Here is a 17224-nt window from a genome sequence, read left to right as displayed (position 1 = left end):
ATTAGCACGATATGAGCACACCCGCACCGGGAAACAGCGGAAAAAAGAAATTCGACCTGAAGCAGCTGCGCCGCATCTTCTCGTTCACCGGGCCATACCGCCGCACGCTCTACCTCGTAGCCATACTGGCCATAGTGCTGTCTATACTCTCACCGCTCAGGCCCTACCTCATCAAGGTATCGGTAGATAGATACATAGGCCAAAATATGCTCAAGGGCCTTATCTGGATCAGCGTTGTTCAGCTGGGCCTGCTTATGGCAGAGAGCCTGCTGCGCTTCTGGTTCAGCTACCGCGCCAACTGGCTGGGGCAGACCGTAGTGAACGACATTCGCAATACCGTCTTCCGCAAGATACTCTTCCAGAATGTCTCCTTCTACGACCGCACACCCATAGGCCAGCTCACTACCCGCACCATCAATGACATAGAGGCTGTGAACGATATCTTCTCCGAGGGTATCATTTCCATCGTGGCCGATGTGCTCACCATACTGGCCATTATTACGGTCATGCTTGTCACCGACTGGCGGCTTACCCTTGTGTGCCTGGCCACCTTTCCCCTGCTCATACTGGCCACCTGGTGGTTCAAGGAGGCGGTCAATAAGTCCTTCCAGCGGGTACGCAATGCCGTGGCCGCGCTCAATGCCTTTGCGCAGGAGCATCTTACGGGCATGTATATAGTACAGGCCTTTGCCGCGCAAGACCGCGAGCTTGCCAAATTCACCACCATCAACAAAGAGCACCGCGATGCCAATATCAAGGGCATCTTCGCCTACTCTGTTTTTTTTCCTATAGTAGAGATAATACTGGCCATGTCTCTGGGGCTGCTGGTGTGGTACGGGGCATCGCGCATCCTGCATTATGGTGCCACCACGGGTGTTATCATATCTTTCGTACTCTACCTCAACCTCCTCTTCCGCCCACTGCGCATGATGGCCGATAAGTTCAATGTGCTGCAGATGGGCATCATAGCTGCCGAGCGCGTCTTTACCGTGCTGGACAGCGAAGAATATCTTTCAGACAATGGCGCAGCCAAAGCAGACACCATAAAAGGCGATATCACGTTCGAGAACGTACACTTCCGCTACAAGCCCGAAGTACCTGTGCTGCGGGGCGTATCTTTCAGACTGCAGGCAGGCAAGACCATGGCCGTAGTGGGCCATACGGGCGCAGGCAAAACATCCCTCATCAGCATACTGAACCGCCAGTACGAGATAGAAAGCGGCCGCATACTCATAGATGGCCGCGACCTGAAGGAATACGATATATACAGCCTTCGCCAGCGCATAGGCATAGTGCTGCAGGATGTGTTCCTGTTCTCGGGTTCTGTGGCCGATAATATAACTCTGCGCAATAAGTCCATCCCCCGCGAGAAAGTAGAGGCCGTATGCCGTATGCTGGGCATTCACGACTTCATTATGCGCCTGCCGGGTGGCTACGATTTCGAGGTCATGGAGCGTGGCGGTACACTCTCGCAGGGCCAGCGGCAGTTGCTGTCCTTTGCCCGTGCCCTGCTGTACGACCCTGCCATACTGGTGCTGGACGAGGCCACCTCATCGGTAGACAGCGAGACCGAGCAACTGATACAGCACGCCATAGATACCCTCATCAAGGGCCGTACATCTATAGTCATAGCCCACAGGCTATCTACCATTCGCAAGGCCGATGAGATACTGGTGATGGACAAAGGGACCGTCATAGAGCGTGGCGACCACGAAGCCCTCATTGCTGCCCGTGGCGAGTATTACAAGCTCTATACTGCTGTAGAGCAGCGGAAGGAAAAAGAAGTATTATAAATGAATTGAGACCACTTCCGGCCCGGTTCATTCTACCGGGAAATTATAGATCACCCCCTTGCCGGCCACATATTGCCTTACGCTCATGAAGGAAAGACCGTCATTGGCATCCAGGTCGCTTACTATCAATATCACATCATATAGGGGAGCGTCAGTATCGGCTGAGGATATCACATTCCGTTCACCATTCTCATACGCAGCAAAAAAAGCCTCCTTCTCCGTTGTCTCAAAGGGGCATACCACTACATCTTCTACCATATAGGGCCTCCCTTCCAGTGCGAATTCGGTATCCTTCAGGTCTTCGAAGTCCTCGCATATCTCTTCCGCCTCTTCCAGGGTGAATGGTCTTAGCTCCATAAATGTGCAGGTATGGCTTTATACGGCAAATGAGCTGCCGCAACCGCAGGAACTGCTCGCATTGGGGTTATTGAATACGAAGCCGCGTGCGTTCAGGCCGTCAGAATAGTCTACCTGCATACCAAGGAGGTATATGCCATGGGCATCTTTCATTACTACGGGTATACCCTCTATTTCGTATTCCTTATCATCGGCTTCCATCCTGTCGAAACCCAGCACATAGCTCAGGCCAGAGCAGCCACCGCCCTTCACACCTATACGCAGGTGCTGGCCTGCTTCAAAACCCGGCTCGTTCATCAGGCGTTTTACCTCTGCCACTGCGTTAGCGGTCAGTTTTACCGGCACTTCTGTGCTTACTGCTACTTCCATTTTCTAACTGATGTATTTATGCAAATTTACGCCCATTGGCAAGGCTATCCAAATCCCATGTGCCGCATTATAAGCAAAAGCAATGCGGATATCATCTGTTCCATCGCAAAGCCAAAGGTAACATCTGCAGAAATGGCTGTGCGTCCTTCAGATCCAGTGCATCATAGAACATTCCTACCCTGTTCAGGTTACGGTAGTATTCGTTCACATGATCATAATAATATTTTTCAGAGCGTATATACCATGCTTTGTTACCTATATGCTGCACCACGAACCATTTCTCTAAAAGGCGAGCCGCCCGGCCGTTACCATCATTGAAAGGGTGTATACACACGAACATCATATGTATGAACGCCGCATAATAGAATACTTCATTCATCGGCAATTCTCTGGCAAGAAGCTCATCTATATCTTCCCACAGCTTTTGCATTTCCACAGCTACTATAGCGGCCGGTGCGGCTTCGAACTGTACCCTGCCACTACCATGCTCCAGCACCAGCATTTCGTTCTTCCTGTATACGCCACGCCATTTTTCGGGCAGCAAATGTTCTGTTATCAGCTTATGCGCCTGCAGAAAATGTTCTTCATCCAGGGGAGCCTTTCTTGCGAATGCATATGCCCTGTACAGGTCGTTGGGCTTCTCTACCAGTTCGGGCAGGTATTCTATATCCTGCACCTTGTGCTTCACATAGCTATCCACCTCCATCTGCTCCCCCTCTATACGTGATGACGATATGACCGCTACCGATGTATAGAAGGTAAAATTGTGCACCGTATCATCAATGGCCGAGATACTATCCAGTGTTGCGGCTATGTCCGCACCGCAGGTTTCGGTATATGCAGCAAGATATATGTCGGTAAGCAGATGCAAGAGATAGTTATTAGCCCTGCAAAATAGCCAAAGAAAAGGAAAGCATCACCTATCGGTCTATACTACATTAACAATACTTTACCCATCCTTAACCCATAAATGATCTTTGAATAAGTATTATCTGTACCTTTGCACGCTGAAAAATGACCCCCTTCCTCATTTTCACTACGGGAAGGGCATTTTTTTAGGTACAAAAAAAAAGGAATAAAAGATCGATATGGATATTCGTAACATTGCCATCATTGCGCACGTTGACCACGGTAAGACCACGCTGGTAGACAAGATATTGCATTCTACCAACGTCTTCCGCGACAACCAGGAGACAGGAGAACTGATAATGGACAGCAACGACCTGGAACGTGAGCGCGGCATCACCATCCTGGCCAAGAACGTCTCTGTGACCTACAAGGGCGTGAAGATAAACGTGATAGACACTCCGGGCCACGCCGACTTCGGTGGCGAGGTGGAGCGCGTACTGAAAATGGCCGATGGTGTACTGCTGCTGGTAGATGCGTTCGAAGGTCCTATGCCGCAGACACGCTTCGTGCTGCAGAAGGCGCTGAACCTGAACCTGCACCCAATAGTTATCATCAATAAAGTAGATAAGCCAAACTGCCGCCCCGAGGAAGTGCATGATGCGGTTTTCGAACTGTTCTTCCAGCTCGATGCTACCGAAGAGCAGCTCAACTTCCCCACCGTTTACGGTTCTTCAAAGCAAGGTTGGTTCAATACATCACTCACCCCCACACAGGACATCACTGTACTGCTCGATACCATACTGGAAAAAGTACCGGCTCCAAAAGTAGTAGAAGGCCCTGTACAGATGCAGGTCACCTCGCTCGACTATTCATCTTTCCTTGGCCGTATAGCCATAGGCAAGGTAACGCGCGGTACACTGAAAGAAGGTCAGGCGGTAATGCTGTGCAAGGCCGATGGCACCATGCAGCGCAGCCGTGTGAAGGAACTGTATGTGTTCGTAGACATGGGCAAGAAGCGTGTACAGGAAGTACAATGCGGCGATATATGCGCTGTGGTAGGTATAGAGGGCTTCCAGATAGGTGAGACAATAGCCGATGCCGAGAACCCCGAGGCAGTGCCTGTGATACCCATAGACGAGCCTACAATGAACATGCAGTTCTCTATCAATAACTCACCGTTCTTCGGTAAGGAGGGCAAGTTCGTTACCAGCCGCCACATACGCGACAGGCTTATGAAGGAACTGGAGAAGAACCTGGCCCTGCGCGTACTGGAGACCGACGATGCCGATAAATTCCTCGTTTACGGCCGTGGTATCCTGCACCTCAGCGTACTGGTAGAGACCATGCGCCGCGAAGGCTACGAGCTCACCGTAGGCCAGCCACAGGTGATAGTAAAAGAGATAGACGGCAAAAAATGCGAGCCGTATGAGATACTGGTGGTAGACGTACCGGCCGAGTTCAGCGGCAAGGTCATAGACCTGGTAACGCAGCGCAAGGGCGAAATGATGATCATGGAGACCAAGGGCGAAATGCAGCACCTCGAGTTCGATATACCATCGCGTGGCCTTATAGGCCTGCGTTCGCAGATGCTTACCGCTACTACAGGTGAGGCCGTTATGGCACACCGCTTCAGCGAGTACAAGGCATGGAAGGGCCAGATACCCGGCCGCAACAATGGCGTGCTCCTGGCCAAGCAGGCAGGCACATCTACAGCATACTCTATAGACAAGCTACAGGACCGTGGTGCGTTCTTCATCGATCCGGGTCAGGAGCTGTATGCCGGCCAGGTAATAGGTGAGCACATCAAACCGGGAGACCTGGTAGTGAACGTGACAGAAGGTAAAAAACTTACCAACATGCGCGCCAGCGGTAGCGACGACTCTGTACGCATAGTACCCAAGATACAGATGACGCTTGAAGAATGTATGGAATACATTCAGCAGGACGAATGCATAGAGGTGACCCCGCAGAACATACGCCTCCGTAAGATAATGCTGGATGAAGAGGACCGTAAGAAGTTCCAGAAGATGATAAAGTCGGAAGCATGATAGTTATCGACATGTGAAGCTATCAACTAATATTTAATAAAACACAGTGCAAATAGCCCCGGAACGTCCGGGGCTATCTTTTTTTGTCATAAAAAGGTCTTCATAAGCCATTTATTCCAACATTTTGGTGAAAAAAACCGTCTATATATAGATATATTAAGTGTAGAATAAGTAAATTTATACCACTCATATTTCACAACGCAGAACCCAAGAAACGACAGACCAATGAAAAAAGTCTTATTACCCTTACTCGTTTGCCTATTGCTGAGCACTCGTGCGCTCCCGCAATTCGTCGCAGACCTTGCTGGTTTCCCGCTCGTTACCACTGGCTGGAACATAGGTGGTTTCGCTACTGTGATAGATAGCTTCGTACAGCTCACCAACCCCACCACCAACCAGAATGGCTATGTATACTATGCCACCCCGGTCAATCTTACCGGCTGCGGCCAGTTCACCGTCGATTTCGATTACCGCATACAGGTATCTCCCGCCTCCACCGTGGCCGATGGTATCGCGTTCTGGTATATTAGCAATCCTCCCAGCGGCTTCGTTACGGGTGGCGGTATAGGCCTCCCCAGCAATCCCAATGGTCTCATCATGATCATGGACACCTACAACAACGTGGCCCCGGCCGATGTTCCCCTTGCTACCCTGCTGGGCTATAACGGCACCATACCGGGGTATACCGAGGGGTCTGCGGCAGGTTTGCTCTGTCCTGTTGCCCCTCTGCTCACATATATAACCGATGGTACATGGCGCCATTGCAAGATCACCTACAACACCGGTACCGTCAATGTGTATTTCAACTATAGTGCCACGCCCACCCTTACCGGCTCCTACCCCCTCACCATCACAGGCTATTTCGGTTTCAGCTCCAGTACGGGTGCTGCTTACAGCACACAGAGCGTGAAGAACATACACATCACGGCCCTGGTATCGCTGCCTACGCCTACCATCACCACCCCTGTCACCTACTGCCAGGATGCCGTGGCCTCACCCCTCACAGCTACCCCGGCCACAGGCGCCACTATCAGGTGGTTCTCTACCGATACAGCTATCACGGTATCACTTCCCGGCGCACCTACCCCCAGCACTACTGTGCCCGGTACATACAAATACTATGTACGCCAGACGGCCGGTACCTGTATCAGCCCTCCCGATTCCATTACTGTTGTGGTGAACCCGCGCCCTGTGCCGCCCACCATTACAGGCGATACCGCCTATTGCCAGAACGAGACCTTTGTACCATTTACCGTTACCGGCAGCAGCATACTGTGGTACACCACTACTACAGGCGGCACAGGCTCTTCTACAGCGCCTACGGTACCTACGGCCACCCCGGGCACATATAAGCACTATGCTTCGCAAACGCTACTGGGCTGCGAAAGCTATCGCGACTCGATAGAAGTATTTGTACATTCCACTCCACCCACGCCTGTGATGGTCACAGGCCAGCTTACCTATTGCCAGTACGAGGCTTTTGTGCCCTTTACCACTACAGGTACCAATGTGCGCTGGTACACCGTGGCTACAGGCGGCCTGGGTACGCTTATAGCGCCCACCATCAACACAAGCACCGCAGGCACCTACGACTATTATGTGAGCCAAACAGATGTGTTCGGCTGCGAAAGCGACAGGCTACACCTGCACATCACCATTACTGCAGAGCCACCGGCGCCCGCGGTATCGCCCATCACACATTGCCAGGGCACACTGGCGCCACCACTCATCGCAGGCGGCACAGGGCTCACATGGTATGGCCCCGGCCCTACACCGGGCTCTTCTACCGCACCTACACCATCTACGGCAGTTACGGGTACTACCACCTACTATGTTACACAAACGGTAGGCGGTTGCACCGGCGACAGCGCTATGCTGGTGGTTACTATAGACAGTACACCTGTTACACCCAGCGCATTCAGCAATAGCCCCGTTTGCGAGGGCGATACCCTGTACCTTTCGGCTGTTACCGCTACCGCAGGTATCACCTGGGGCTGGGCCGGTCCTAACTCCTTTACGGCAACTACGCCGAGCACATATATCCATCCCGTTACACTGGCCGCCGATGGTTTCTATACCGTTACTGCTACACTGGGTGCATGCTCTTCCAATGCTATCATAGCAGTTGCCATCACCCCCAGGCCGCTTGTTACTATCACCAGCAACTCGCCCGTATGTACCGGCGATACACTGGAACTGCATGCTACAGGCGCTACAGGTACGGTCTTCAACTGGACAGGCCCTTATGTATTCGCATCAAGCGCACAAGACCCGGTACGCCTTCCTGTGATAGCAGAGTATGGCGGCGAATACCATGTGAATGTGCTGTACAATGGCTGCACCAATGCTACGAGCCATATAGTAGTAGTGTACCCCACACCCAACGCACCATGGATAAAATGGCTCACCTACTGCCAGCACTATGATGCCCCCAACCTGCAGGCCAATGGCAACCCCGGCAGCACTATACTGTGGTATACATCATCCACGCCGGGCAGCATAGGCTCTCCTGTACCGCCCAAACCACAGACCGATGTAGTTGGTTATTCTTTCTACTATGTCAACCAGGTATTGGCGGGCTGCCCCAGTATCATAGATTCTATAAGGGTGACCATAGATCCCAAGCCATCTGTCACAGTTACGCCAATGGACACCACCGTTTGCCCACGCGATTCTGTGCAGATGATAGCTACCAACCCCGATGCCGTTGCCTATTACAAATGGTATCCCGATATGTACCTGAACGCTGCAACAGGCCCGCAAGTGAAGGCTTATCCCGAGACCGACATGGAATATACGGTGGTAACAAGTAATATGTACAACTGTACCGATACCTCTACCGTAATGGTACATGTAAGGCCCGGCGCAGTGATACACCTGCAGGACTCTGTGACCCTCTACCCCGGCGAAAGCTACCAGATAGACCCGCAGACCAACTGTACCATATTCTCATGGACACCCGCAGGCGGCCTCTCAGGCAAGTACATTTCCAACCCCACTGCCAGCCCTGTCATCAGCACCAAGTATGTGCTCACAGGTGTTACCGAATGGGGTTGCCGCACAAAGGACTCTATAAATGTGAACATAGCCAGCGATGCCGTGATAGGTGTGCCTAATGCTTTCGCCCCGGGCAGTGTTAATGGTATCTTCAAACCCATCAGGCGTGGCAATGCCAGGCTGGTAAGCTTCAAGGTATACGACCGCTGGGGTGTGGTAGTGTACGAGGGCAAGGATATAGATGCAGGCTGGGACGGTACCTATAAGGGTGTACCGCAGCCGATAGGCGTATATATATACGAAGTGAGCGCAGTGACCGCCAATGGCAGTGTCTTCAACAAAACGGGCAATGTGACATTATTGCGATAGCCCTTCAAATAATTTTTCCTTTAAAAAAGCTCTCTTTCCAGAGGGCCTTTTTCATGTTACAAATTGGCATATACACACTCAAAGGCAGGCATGTACACTGCTTTATTTATTTTATGTTATAAAAAGAGGGTTTGCGGCCTATCATTTTGCCCGAAAAGGTGGTCTTTATGTACAGAAAGGTTCTTTGAGATCTGTTTTTTCTTCCATAGAATGTTAATAATTATCACTATTTTTATACCAAGCGGCACGGCATATTCTATATGCTGTGCATGCCTGTTATGACCCACTGAAAACAACTGATAGTAAATATTTACAACCCAAGCCAATGAAATTGAAATTTATTTTACCTGTTCTTGGTTGTTCCCTGGCGCTTAGCACACTTTGCAAAGCCCAGCTGATAGCCCCCAGTGTATTTTTGCAGGGGGCGTTCGTAGAGGTAGGCGTGGCGCAGAACGGATCTTGGGGAGCGGGCCCTGTACCTGCCACCTACCATCCCCTGGGCACCTTTGGCCCCGGTAGCAATATAGCCATCGTATACGACTATGGCCACGACGGATGGGCTACCGGTACTCCCGGTTTTTTTGGCGACTATATATTTCCCGGCACACCCTTCGAGGGGTGGTCGGTACAGGTGGCCGGCGATAGAAGCGATGCGTTCTATTCCAGTGGTCCCGCCTCCTTTGCAGGCCCCGGCGGCCTTACGGGCAGTAATGTTTCTTACTCATATACGCCCTCGTCCTCTACCTGCGGTGTTCCGCCCGATCCGGCCTCGGTATCTGGTGTATGGCAAGGCAGCATGACGGCCGGCGGCGGTGGGCTGCGGATCCGCCAGACCACCACTATAGATACCAATGCATCGTGGGTATATGTCACCACCGTATTCTCCAATGCGGGCGCTACACCCATCACAGACCTTTATTATCACCGCACCTGCGATCCCGATAATGATGTTACTTATTCAGGCTCATACAGTACCGTAAATTCCGTAACATACCAGGACGATATGGACCATAGGGTGCTTGTGGGCTCCTACGGTTTCTCTCTGCACCACAATGCCTACCTGGCGCTTGCCACCAAAGATTGCCGTGCTAAGTGTCTCATATACCAGTCGTGGCCGCCACCTGCCGGCGTGGGCAATAACCTTGACCTTATATATTCCGGGGGTTCCGGACTGGGAACCACCTATTACTCGCCCGGCCAGAAAAGTATCAACCAGGATATAGCCATTGGTCTTGTATACAAGCTGGGCAACCTTGCCCCCGGCGATAGCACCATGATATGTTATGCCTACATCACCAAGGACTCTCTGGCCATAGATAGCGTGTTCAGAGAGCCGCAACTGGTGGTGAATTGTGTGGCAGCAACGCCATCAGGCCCTGCACCGGCCCCTACTTATGATACCTTTGCCATGTGCGAACATCCGGGTGTCACCAGCATACCCGTGTATGTGAAATATGGCGGCGTAAAGAACTGGAGCTGGAGCAAATGGAACTGGGCGCCCACTACAGGCCTGTCATCGGCCACAGGTCTCAATAATACTATCGACCTCACTACCATTACAGCCCCCACTACTTATACCATCACCGGTACCGATAGCGCTACGGGCATGTTCTCATGTGCCAACAGGGTGCTCTACCTCACTATACTGCCATGCTTCAATGCCACCAGCAATAGCCCCGACAATAACAGGATATGTGTAGGCGACACGCTGAGGCTCTTCGCCCATGGCGATTCTACAGATGCTACCTACCGCTGGTATGGTCCCGGTATCACCGGCCCGCTCAGGGGTACTGACCAGTATATAAAAATACCCAACATAGCCATGACCGATACCGGCTGGTACTATGTGATAAGGACCATTGGTACCGATCGTGATACCGTGCGCACGCATGTGCTCTTCACGCCCAAGCCGGTCATCAATGCCACTACGAATGCACCTATATGCTCGGGCCTCACCCTGAACCTGTACTCCAACCCCGACTCTGTAGGCGAGACATGGGTATGGAAAGGCCCCGGCGGGTTCGCCTCCGTTCTGTCCGATCCTACACGACCCTCGGCGCTCACATCCTACTCGGGTGTGTATACGGTCATAGCCACGTTCCGCGGCTGTACCGATAGCAATACCGTAAGCGTGACGGTAGATTCTACCCCCGTAGTACCTACCGTTGGCAGCAATACCCCCGTCTGCGATAACGACACCCTCTTCCTTACATCATCCAGCGCCACATCAGGCGTCACCTATAGCTGGTCGGGGCCATTATCGTTCTCATCTACCGTGCAGAACCCTGTGGTCATCAACCCTGCCGTTGCTGCCAGTGGCACTTATACGGTCACCGTCACGCTGGGTAGCTGCAGCAGCAGGAACACTACCGTGGTAGAGATACGGCCTACGCCCACACCTGTGCTCGGCAGCAACTCGCCCGTATGCTCAGGTAATACGCTCAATCTTACCTCCACAGGTGTCACGGGCTCTACCTTCAGCTGGACGGGCCCATATAGTTTTACTTCTACATTGCAGAGCCCATCCATAAGCCCTGCCATCACAGCCAATTCGGGTGTGTACTCAGTGGTAGTGACACTGAATGGCTGCATATCTGCCGTTACCACCATAAATGTGGTAGTAGATACTACGCCATCACTCATAGTATTCGAAACCAACAGCCCGGGCCCTCCCGGCCCCAGCATATGCCAGGGCGATACGCTTACATTCCTTGCGCTCAGCTCCACATCGGGCGCTACCTATTCGTGGACCGGCCCCAACTCGTTCACCTCTACCCTGCCAAACCCCTTCATATTACCTGCTACACCTGCCGCTACAGGCATATATACGCTGGTAGTATCTGTGGGTAGCTGCTCGGTATCTGCCGTATTGAATGCATCTGTAACGCCTACTCCGCCGCTCACTGTTACCAGCAACTCGCCGGTATGTTCCGGCGCGGGCGATACGTTGCAACTGCACGCCATCAGCGATCCCGGCGCTATATTCTCATGGACAGGCCCATACACCTTCTCATCGGGCGCGCAAGATCCGTTCCGTACGCCTGTGCTCACAGAGCATGCCGGTACATATATAGCCACCGTTTTTGTAAATGGCTGTAGCAATACCGTAAGCCACAATGTGATAGTGAACCCCACTCCACTCCCACCCTGGATCAAATGGCTCACCTACTGCCAGTACTACGATGCCCCCTACCTGCAGGCATGGGGTAACAATGTGCTGTGGTTCTCTTCTTCCGCTCCGGGTGGTGTAGGATCTCCAACTCCGCCCAAGCCGCAGACCGATGTGGTTGGTTACTCGTTCTACTTCGTGAACCAGACCGTGGCCGACTGCCCCAGCGCCATAGATTCTATACGCGTGGTGGTGAACCCCAAACCTGTGGTAAGTGTGAGCAAGGGTGCAACGGTATGCCCGCACGACTCGCTGGTAATGACCGCTACCAACGCTGATGCCATTGCCTACTATCACTGGACACCCTATATGTACCTGAACGATACCGTAGGCGCAGAAGTAGTGGCATATCCCGAGACCGATGTGGACTATACTGTTGTCACCAGCAATATGTATGGCTGCACCGATACCGGTATCATCAAGGTAGAGGTCAAACCATCTGCCGTAGTATTTCTCGAAGACTCGGTGACACTATTCCCCGGCGAGACATACCAGATACAGCCGCAGACCAACTGTACCATCTTCTCATGGACACCCTCAGGTGGCCTGTCAGGCAAGTACATACCCAACCCTACTGCATCGCCCGTCATCAGCACCAAATATGTGCTTACCGGCGTTACAGAATGGGGTTGCCGCACCAAAGACTCCATAAACGTGAACATAGCCGAGGACGCCTCACTGAATATGCCTAATGCCTTTGCACCCGGTGGCGCCAATGGTACCTTCAAGGTTGTAAAACGCGGCATTGCACAGTTGCAGAGCTTCCGCATATACGACAGGTGGGGTGTAGTAGTGTACGATGGCAAGGATATAGATGCCGGCTGGGATGGTACCTACAAAGGTGTACCACAACCCGTGGGCGTATATGTATACGAGATCATAGCCGTTACCAAAAATGGCAAAACATTCAACAAGGCGGGCAATGTGACCCTGCTGCGCTGATGCTGTCGCCTTATTCATTCACATTCCGAAGGCCGCTTGTCGCGGCCTTCGGTCATTAGATCTGCTATGGAAAAACTGAACATCTCAGAAAAGCTATCCCTCTTCTCCGACCACTGGAACCCGCGCATCGTTGCCACGCTCAATGGCCAGCATGTAAAGCTGGTAAAATTCAAGGGCGAGTTCGTCTGGCACCGCCACGACCACGAGGACGAGCTCTTCTATGTGCTCGATGGCGCCTTCAATATGCATTTCCGCGATAGAATAGTACATTTGGATAAGGGCGATATGCTGGTAGTGCCACGCGGTATAGAGCACAGGCCGGTGGCAGAGCAGGAAGTATCGGTAATGCTGTTCGAACCTGCCACTACCCTCAATACAGGCGATGCCGGTGGCCCGCTTACAAAAGAGACATTGGATACCATATAAAGCACTATATAATGAACGGAACACACCACTACAAGCTCACTGTAGAATGGACGGGCAACAATGGTACCGGCACCAGCAATGCCCGCGCCTATGAGCGCAGCCACACCCTGGTGGCCGATGGCAAAGAACCGTTGCCATGCTCCTCCGACCCGGCATTCCGTGGCGACCCTACCAAGTACAATCCCGAGGATATGCTGGTCTATGCGCTCTCTTCCTGCCACATGCTGTGGTACCTGCACCTCTGCGCCGATGCGGGCATCGTCATCACCAGCTATGTCGATCATCCCGAGGGCACTATGGTAGAAGAGCATGGCGATGAGAAAGGCCGCTTCACAGAGGTGACCCTGCACCCTATTATCACCATTACCGATGGCAGCAAGCAGGCCCTTGCAGAAAGCCTGCACGAGCAGGCGCATCACAAGTGCTTCATTGCCAATTCCTGCAATTTCCCGGTACATCACAAGCCCCGGTTCATAATACAGGCAGCATACGCTCAATGATATTTCACTAAAACTTACCTTTGGGTATGGACGAATACATCTCATTCGAACAGATACCTTTCGGCAGCGACAACTTCGCGGACAATCCCGAACCGCGCTGCCCCTGCGTACTCCTGCTCGATACTTCAGGCTCTATGGGCGGCATGCCCATCATGCAGCTCAATGAGGGCGTGCGCACCTTCCGCCAGGAGCTGCTGGCCGACCCCATTGCTACCAAACGTGTAGAGGTGGCCGTTGTCACCTTCGGCCCCGTTACCATAGAAACGGACTTCCATACGGTGCCCAATTTTCACCCGCGCGAGCTGGAGACTACCGGCGACACACCCATGGGCGAGGCAATAGCTACGGGTATAGAGCTTATCACAAAGCGCAAGAAGGAATATAAGGAGAGCGGCATAGCTTACTACAAGCCTTGGATCATCCTCATTACCGATGGCGCACCCACTGATGAATGGGCCGCTGCAGCACAAATGGTGCAAAAAGGCGAGGCCAATAAGTCGTTCGCCTTCTTTGCCATAGGCGTGGAAGATGCCAATATGGATATACTGAAACAGATATCGGTACGCGCCCCGCTGAAGCTGAAAGGCCTCATGTTCCGCGAGTTCTTCATATGGCTGTCGGCATCTATGAAAATGGTATCGGCCAAAGAGCCGGGCAATGCCATCAATCTTTTACCCCCAAGCGGCTGGAGCGAGCTATGACATGGAAAGCCATAGGGCAGAGTGTCGCAGGCACATCGCACATTGCCGCAGCTAAGGGCTGCGAAGATGCCGTACGTTACGAGGTATTTTCTCACCCTCATGGCTACGATGTGCTTGCATGCTGCATCAGCGATGGTGCAGGCTCTGCCACGCATGCGGCCATTGCTTCCGCGTTCACGGTCACGAAAGCAATGGAGTACATACAGCACTTTATAGCGCATGGCGAAGAGCTTACCGAAGCGCACATCTATGCATTGGCAGAGGATATATACCATGGCCTGGCAGAGGAAGCAGCCGCAAATGAGCTACCCATTAGCGAATACTCCTGCACCATAGCTGCATGTATACTCACTCCGGACAGATCGGCATTCATGCAGATAGGCGATGGCGCCATAGTGCGCGATGATGGCAATGACGGGTACAACATAGTATGGTGGCCGCAGACCGGCGAATATCACAATACTACTTACTTCATTACCGACAACAGCAGCCTGGGCGACCTGCATGTAATGGTCACCGATACCCCGGTGAACGAGATAGCCCTGTTTACCGATGGCCTGCAATTGCTGGCGCTCAATATGGAGGCCAGTTCGGTACACCAGCCCTTCTTCAAAGACCTGTTCCGCTACCTGCGGCAGGCCGACAATTCCGATAAGATAGCTGTGCTCGACCACAAGCTGGCCGAGTACCTGGACAGCCCGCGCATCAACGAACGCACCGACGATGATAAGACCCTTTTTATGGCCACAAGGCTACCGGCATGATATGGCACGGACGCAATAACGAACAGTATGTGACCACCCGCGAGCTGGGCAAGGGCGGCGAGGGCAGCGTGTACGAATTGCAAAGCCATCATGGGCTGGTACTGAAACATTACAACGAGCCTCCATCTCCCGACCGTATAGCCAAACTGGAGCTGATGGTATCTATGCGCACACCTGCCATAGAGGCCTATGCCGCATGGCCTGTAGATATAGTACACAACGATACAGACGCTGTTTGTGGCTTCGTAATGAAGAAGCTCACAGGCTATATACCGCTCCACCACGTTTTCAGCCCTATGGACAGAAAAAAGATGTTCCCCGACAAGGGCTACAACTTCCTGGTGCATGTGGCGCGCAATGTTGCCACTGCCTTCCACAAGCTGCATGAGGCAGGCCTTGTAGTGGGCGATGTTAACGAGGGCAATATACTGGTGAGCGCATCGGGCATGGTAGCCTTTATAGACTGCGATTCCTTCCAGGTAAAAGGGCCGCACAGGTACTACTTCTGCGAGGTAGGTATACCCCGCTATACCCCACCCGAGCTGCTAAGGAAAAAGACCTTCGAGAATGTAGTACGCACACCCCATACCGACAACTTCTCTATGGCGGTGCTCATCTTCCAGTTGCTCTTCCTGGGCAGGCACCCCTTTGCAGGCAAGAACAGAACGGCCGGAGATATAGACGAGGAAACAGCCATCAGGCAGGGACAGTTCGCCTATTCGCTCACCAACACCAAAAAGAAACTCACGCCCCCGCCCGCCAGCTTTGCCATCACGGCTTTGCCACAAGATGTCTCAGACCTCTTTCACCATGCGTTCGAGGCCGAAGAACGGCCTACTGCCGCCGACTGGGTAAAAGCCCTTGCTGCCCTGCTTGTCGATATGACCACCTGTGGCGTATCGAAGCTGCACAGCTACCCTGCCGCCCTGCAGGAGTGCCCCTGGTGCGCCTTCCGCAAGGAAATGGGCATCATGTACTTCCTCGACGATAGCTATGTACAGGCCAATGCTGCGCTGGGCAACATAGAGCATTTCATAAACGGCTTCAAGCCCCAGCGGCCCGAGCTAAGAAAATGGGTGTTCAAAGGCCCAATGCCAAAGATCACCCCGGCGCCACTGCCGCCCCAGGTGCTCCGCGCAAAAAAGCTGCGGATATGGGTAAGCATAGGTATCGCGGTCACAGGTCTTGTTATGGGTTTCCTTCATCCTGCCATCACGGTCACATTCCTGCTCATTGCGTTCTATGTGTACACACGGTCGGGATGGGTGAACACATTGGCACAGCAACAAAAGACAATGGCCCGCAACCATGCGGACCTTACCGCTAGGTTGCGCAACACGATACGCGACTACGAGCAACCTGCCGACATGGTAGCCTATAACAAGGGGTTGGACACATTGGAACAGCTCATTCACCAGTTCAGGCGGCTGCCCGATGAGCTGATGCGGCGTACCAAGCTACACGAAGAACAGCTCTACAACGAACAACTGGACGACTACCTGCGCCGGTTCGATATTGAGTCGCACAGCATACCCTCCATAGGTCCCGAGCGCAAGCGTGCCCTCTATAGCTCCGGTATACGCAACGCATCACACATCTCCCTGCTGGCCACTACCAAAGTACCCGGCATAGGTCCCGCATATGTACAAAAAATGCTGGACTGGCGCAGGCAAATGGCCACAGGCTTTGTGTACATACCCGATAACTATAGGCTGGGTATCGCACGGCAAACAGCAGCCGATGAGGTGAACACCCTGAAGCAAAAACTGGAACAAAGGATCCGTACCGAATACCAGTCGCTCAACTTCCTGAAGCTGAACATCAACAACCGTATGTCCGCACTCGAGAAGCAACTGGACATACTTTACATTAAGGTACATCAGGCCCAGGCAGACCTTGAAGTTTTCAAAAAAGTAGCTGCCTGATATTTTTTCTCCTGC

Annotated in this window: 12 protein-coding genes; 9 read left to right on the top strand and 3 right to left on the bottom strand. The window is 52.7% G+C overall.

Annotation, left to right across the window (positions count from 1 at the left end; translation table 11 throughout):
- The first annotated feature begins 11 nt into the window (after positions 1–11).
- Positions 12–1793, top strand: coding sequence for an ABC transporter ATP-binding protein (locus tag ABD843_RS12315; RefSeq protein ID WP_345083572.1), 1782 nt, complete (start codon positions 12–14; stop codon positions 1791–1793).
- A 27-nt stretch (positions 1794–1820) separates the two neighbouring features.
- Here the strand turns inward: ABD843_RS12315 and ABD843_RS12310 are convergent, their stop codons facing one another.
- The 3 genes from ABD843_RS12310 to ABD843_RS12300 form a co-directional block, all read right to left on the bottom strand.
- The gene (locus ABD843_RS12310; RefSeq protein ID WP_345083570.1) at positions 1821–2150 is read right to left on the bottom strand and encodes a hypothetical protein; all 330 of its coding nucleotides are present in this window, start codon (positions 2148–2150) and stop codon (positions 1821–1823) included.
- 18 nt (positions 2151–2168) lie between these two features.
- Entirely contained in the window at positions 2169–2519 is a 351-nt protein-coding gene (locus ABD843_RS12305; protein ID WP_345083568.1) for a HesB/IscA family protein, read from the bottom strand.
- A gap of 91 nt (positions 2520–2610) precedes the next feature.
- Positions 2611–3390, bottom strand: a complete 780-nt coding sequence (locus ABD843_RS12300; protein WP_345083566.1) for a Fic family protein — start codon at positions 3388–3390, stop codon at positions 2611–2613.
- Positions 3391–3607: 217 nt separating this feature from the next.
- Between ABD843_RS12300 and typA the strand changes: the two genes are divergently transcribed.
- The 8 genes from typA to ABD843_RS12260 all read left to right on the top strand — a co-directional run bounded on the left by typA (position 3608) and on the right by ABD843_RS12260 (position 17209).
- Positions 3608–5416, top strand: coding sequence for a translational GTPase TypA (typA, locus tag ABD843_RS12295; RefSeq protein ID WP_345083564.1), 1809 nt, complete (start codon positions 3608–3610; stop codon positions 5414–5416).
- A gap of 225 nt (positions 5417–5641) precedes the next feature.
- A complete protein-coding gene (locus ABD843_RS12290) occupies positions 5642–8782 on the top strand; it encodes an Ig-like domain-containing protein (protein WP_345083562.1) in 3141 nt (1046 codons plus the stop codon).
- 325 nt (positions 8783–9107) lie between these two features.
- Positions 9108–12893, top strand: coding sequence for a T9SS type B sorting domain-containing protein (locus ABD843_RS12285; protein ID WP_345083560.1), 3786 nt, complete (start codon positions 9108–9110; stop codon positions 12891–12893).
- 66 nt (positions 12894–12959) lie between these two features.
- Positions 12960–13319 (top strand): cupin domain-containing protein, encoded by a 360-nt coding sequence (locus ABD843_RS12280; RefSeq protein ID WP_345083558.1) that lies wholly within the window; start codon positions 12960–12962, stop codon positions 13317–13319.
- A gap of 11 nt (positions 13320–13330) precedes the next feature.
- Positions 13331–13819 carry an OsmC family protein gene (locus tag ABD843_RS12275; RefSeq protein WP_345083556.1) on the top strand — a complete coding sequence of 163 codons (489 nt, stop codon included), beginning with the start codon at positions 13331–13333 and terminating at the stop codon, positions 13817–13819.
- A gap of 26 nt (positions 13820–13845) precedes the next feature.
- Positions 13846–14520 (top strand): vWA domain-containing protein, encoded by a 675-nt coding sequence (locus ABD843_RS12270; RefSeq protein ID WP_345083554.1) that lies wholly within the window; start codon positions 13846–13848, stop codon positions 14518–14520.
- A complete protein-coding gene (locus ABD843_RS12265) occupies positions 14517–15284 on the top strand; it encodes a PP2C family serine/threonine-protein phosphatase (RefSeq protein ID WP_345083552.1) in 768 nt (255 codons plus the stop codon). Before ABD843_RS12270 ends, ABD843_RS12265 begins: the two co-directional genes overlap by 4 nt.
- A complete protein-coding gene (locus ABD843_RS12260) occupies positions 15281–17209 on the top strand; it encodes a helix-hairpin-helix domain-containing protein (RefSeq protein ID WP_345083550.1) in 1929 nt (642 codons plus the stop codon). The genes ABD843_RS12265 and ABD843_RS12260 overlap by 4 nt, the downstream gene beginning before the upstream one ends.
- The last annotated feature ends 15 nt before the right edge of the window (positions 17210–17224 follow it).

It is taken from the genome of Nemorincola caseinilytica (assembly GCF_039540515.1).
GTDB classification, from domain to species: Bacteria; Bacteroidota; Bacteroidia; order Chitinophagales; family Chitinophagaceae; genus Nemorincola; species Nemorincola caseinilytica.
This window is presented reverse-complemented; position numbering and strand designations above follow the sequence as displayed.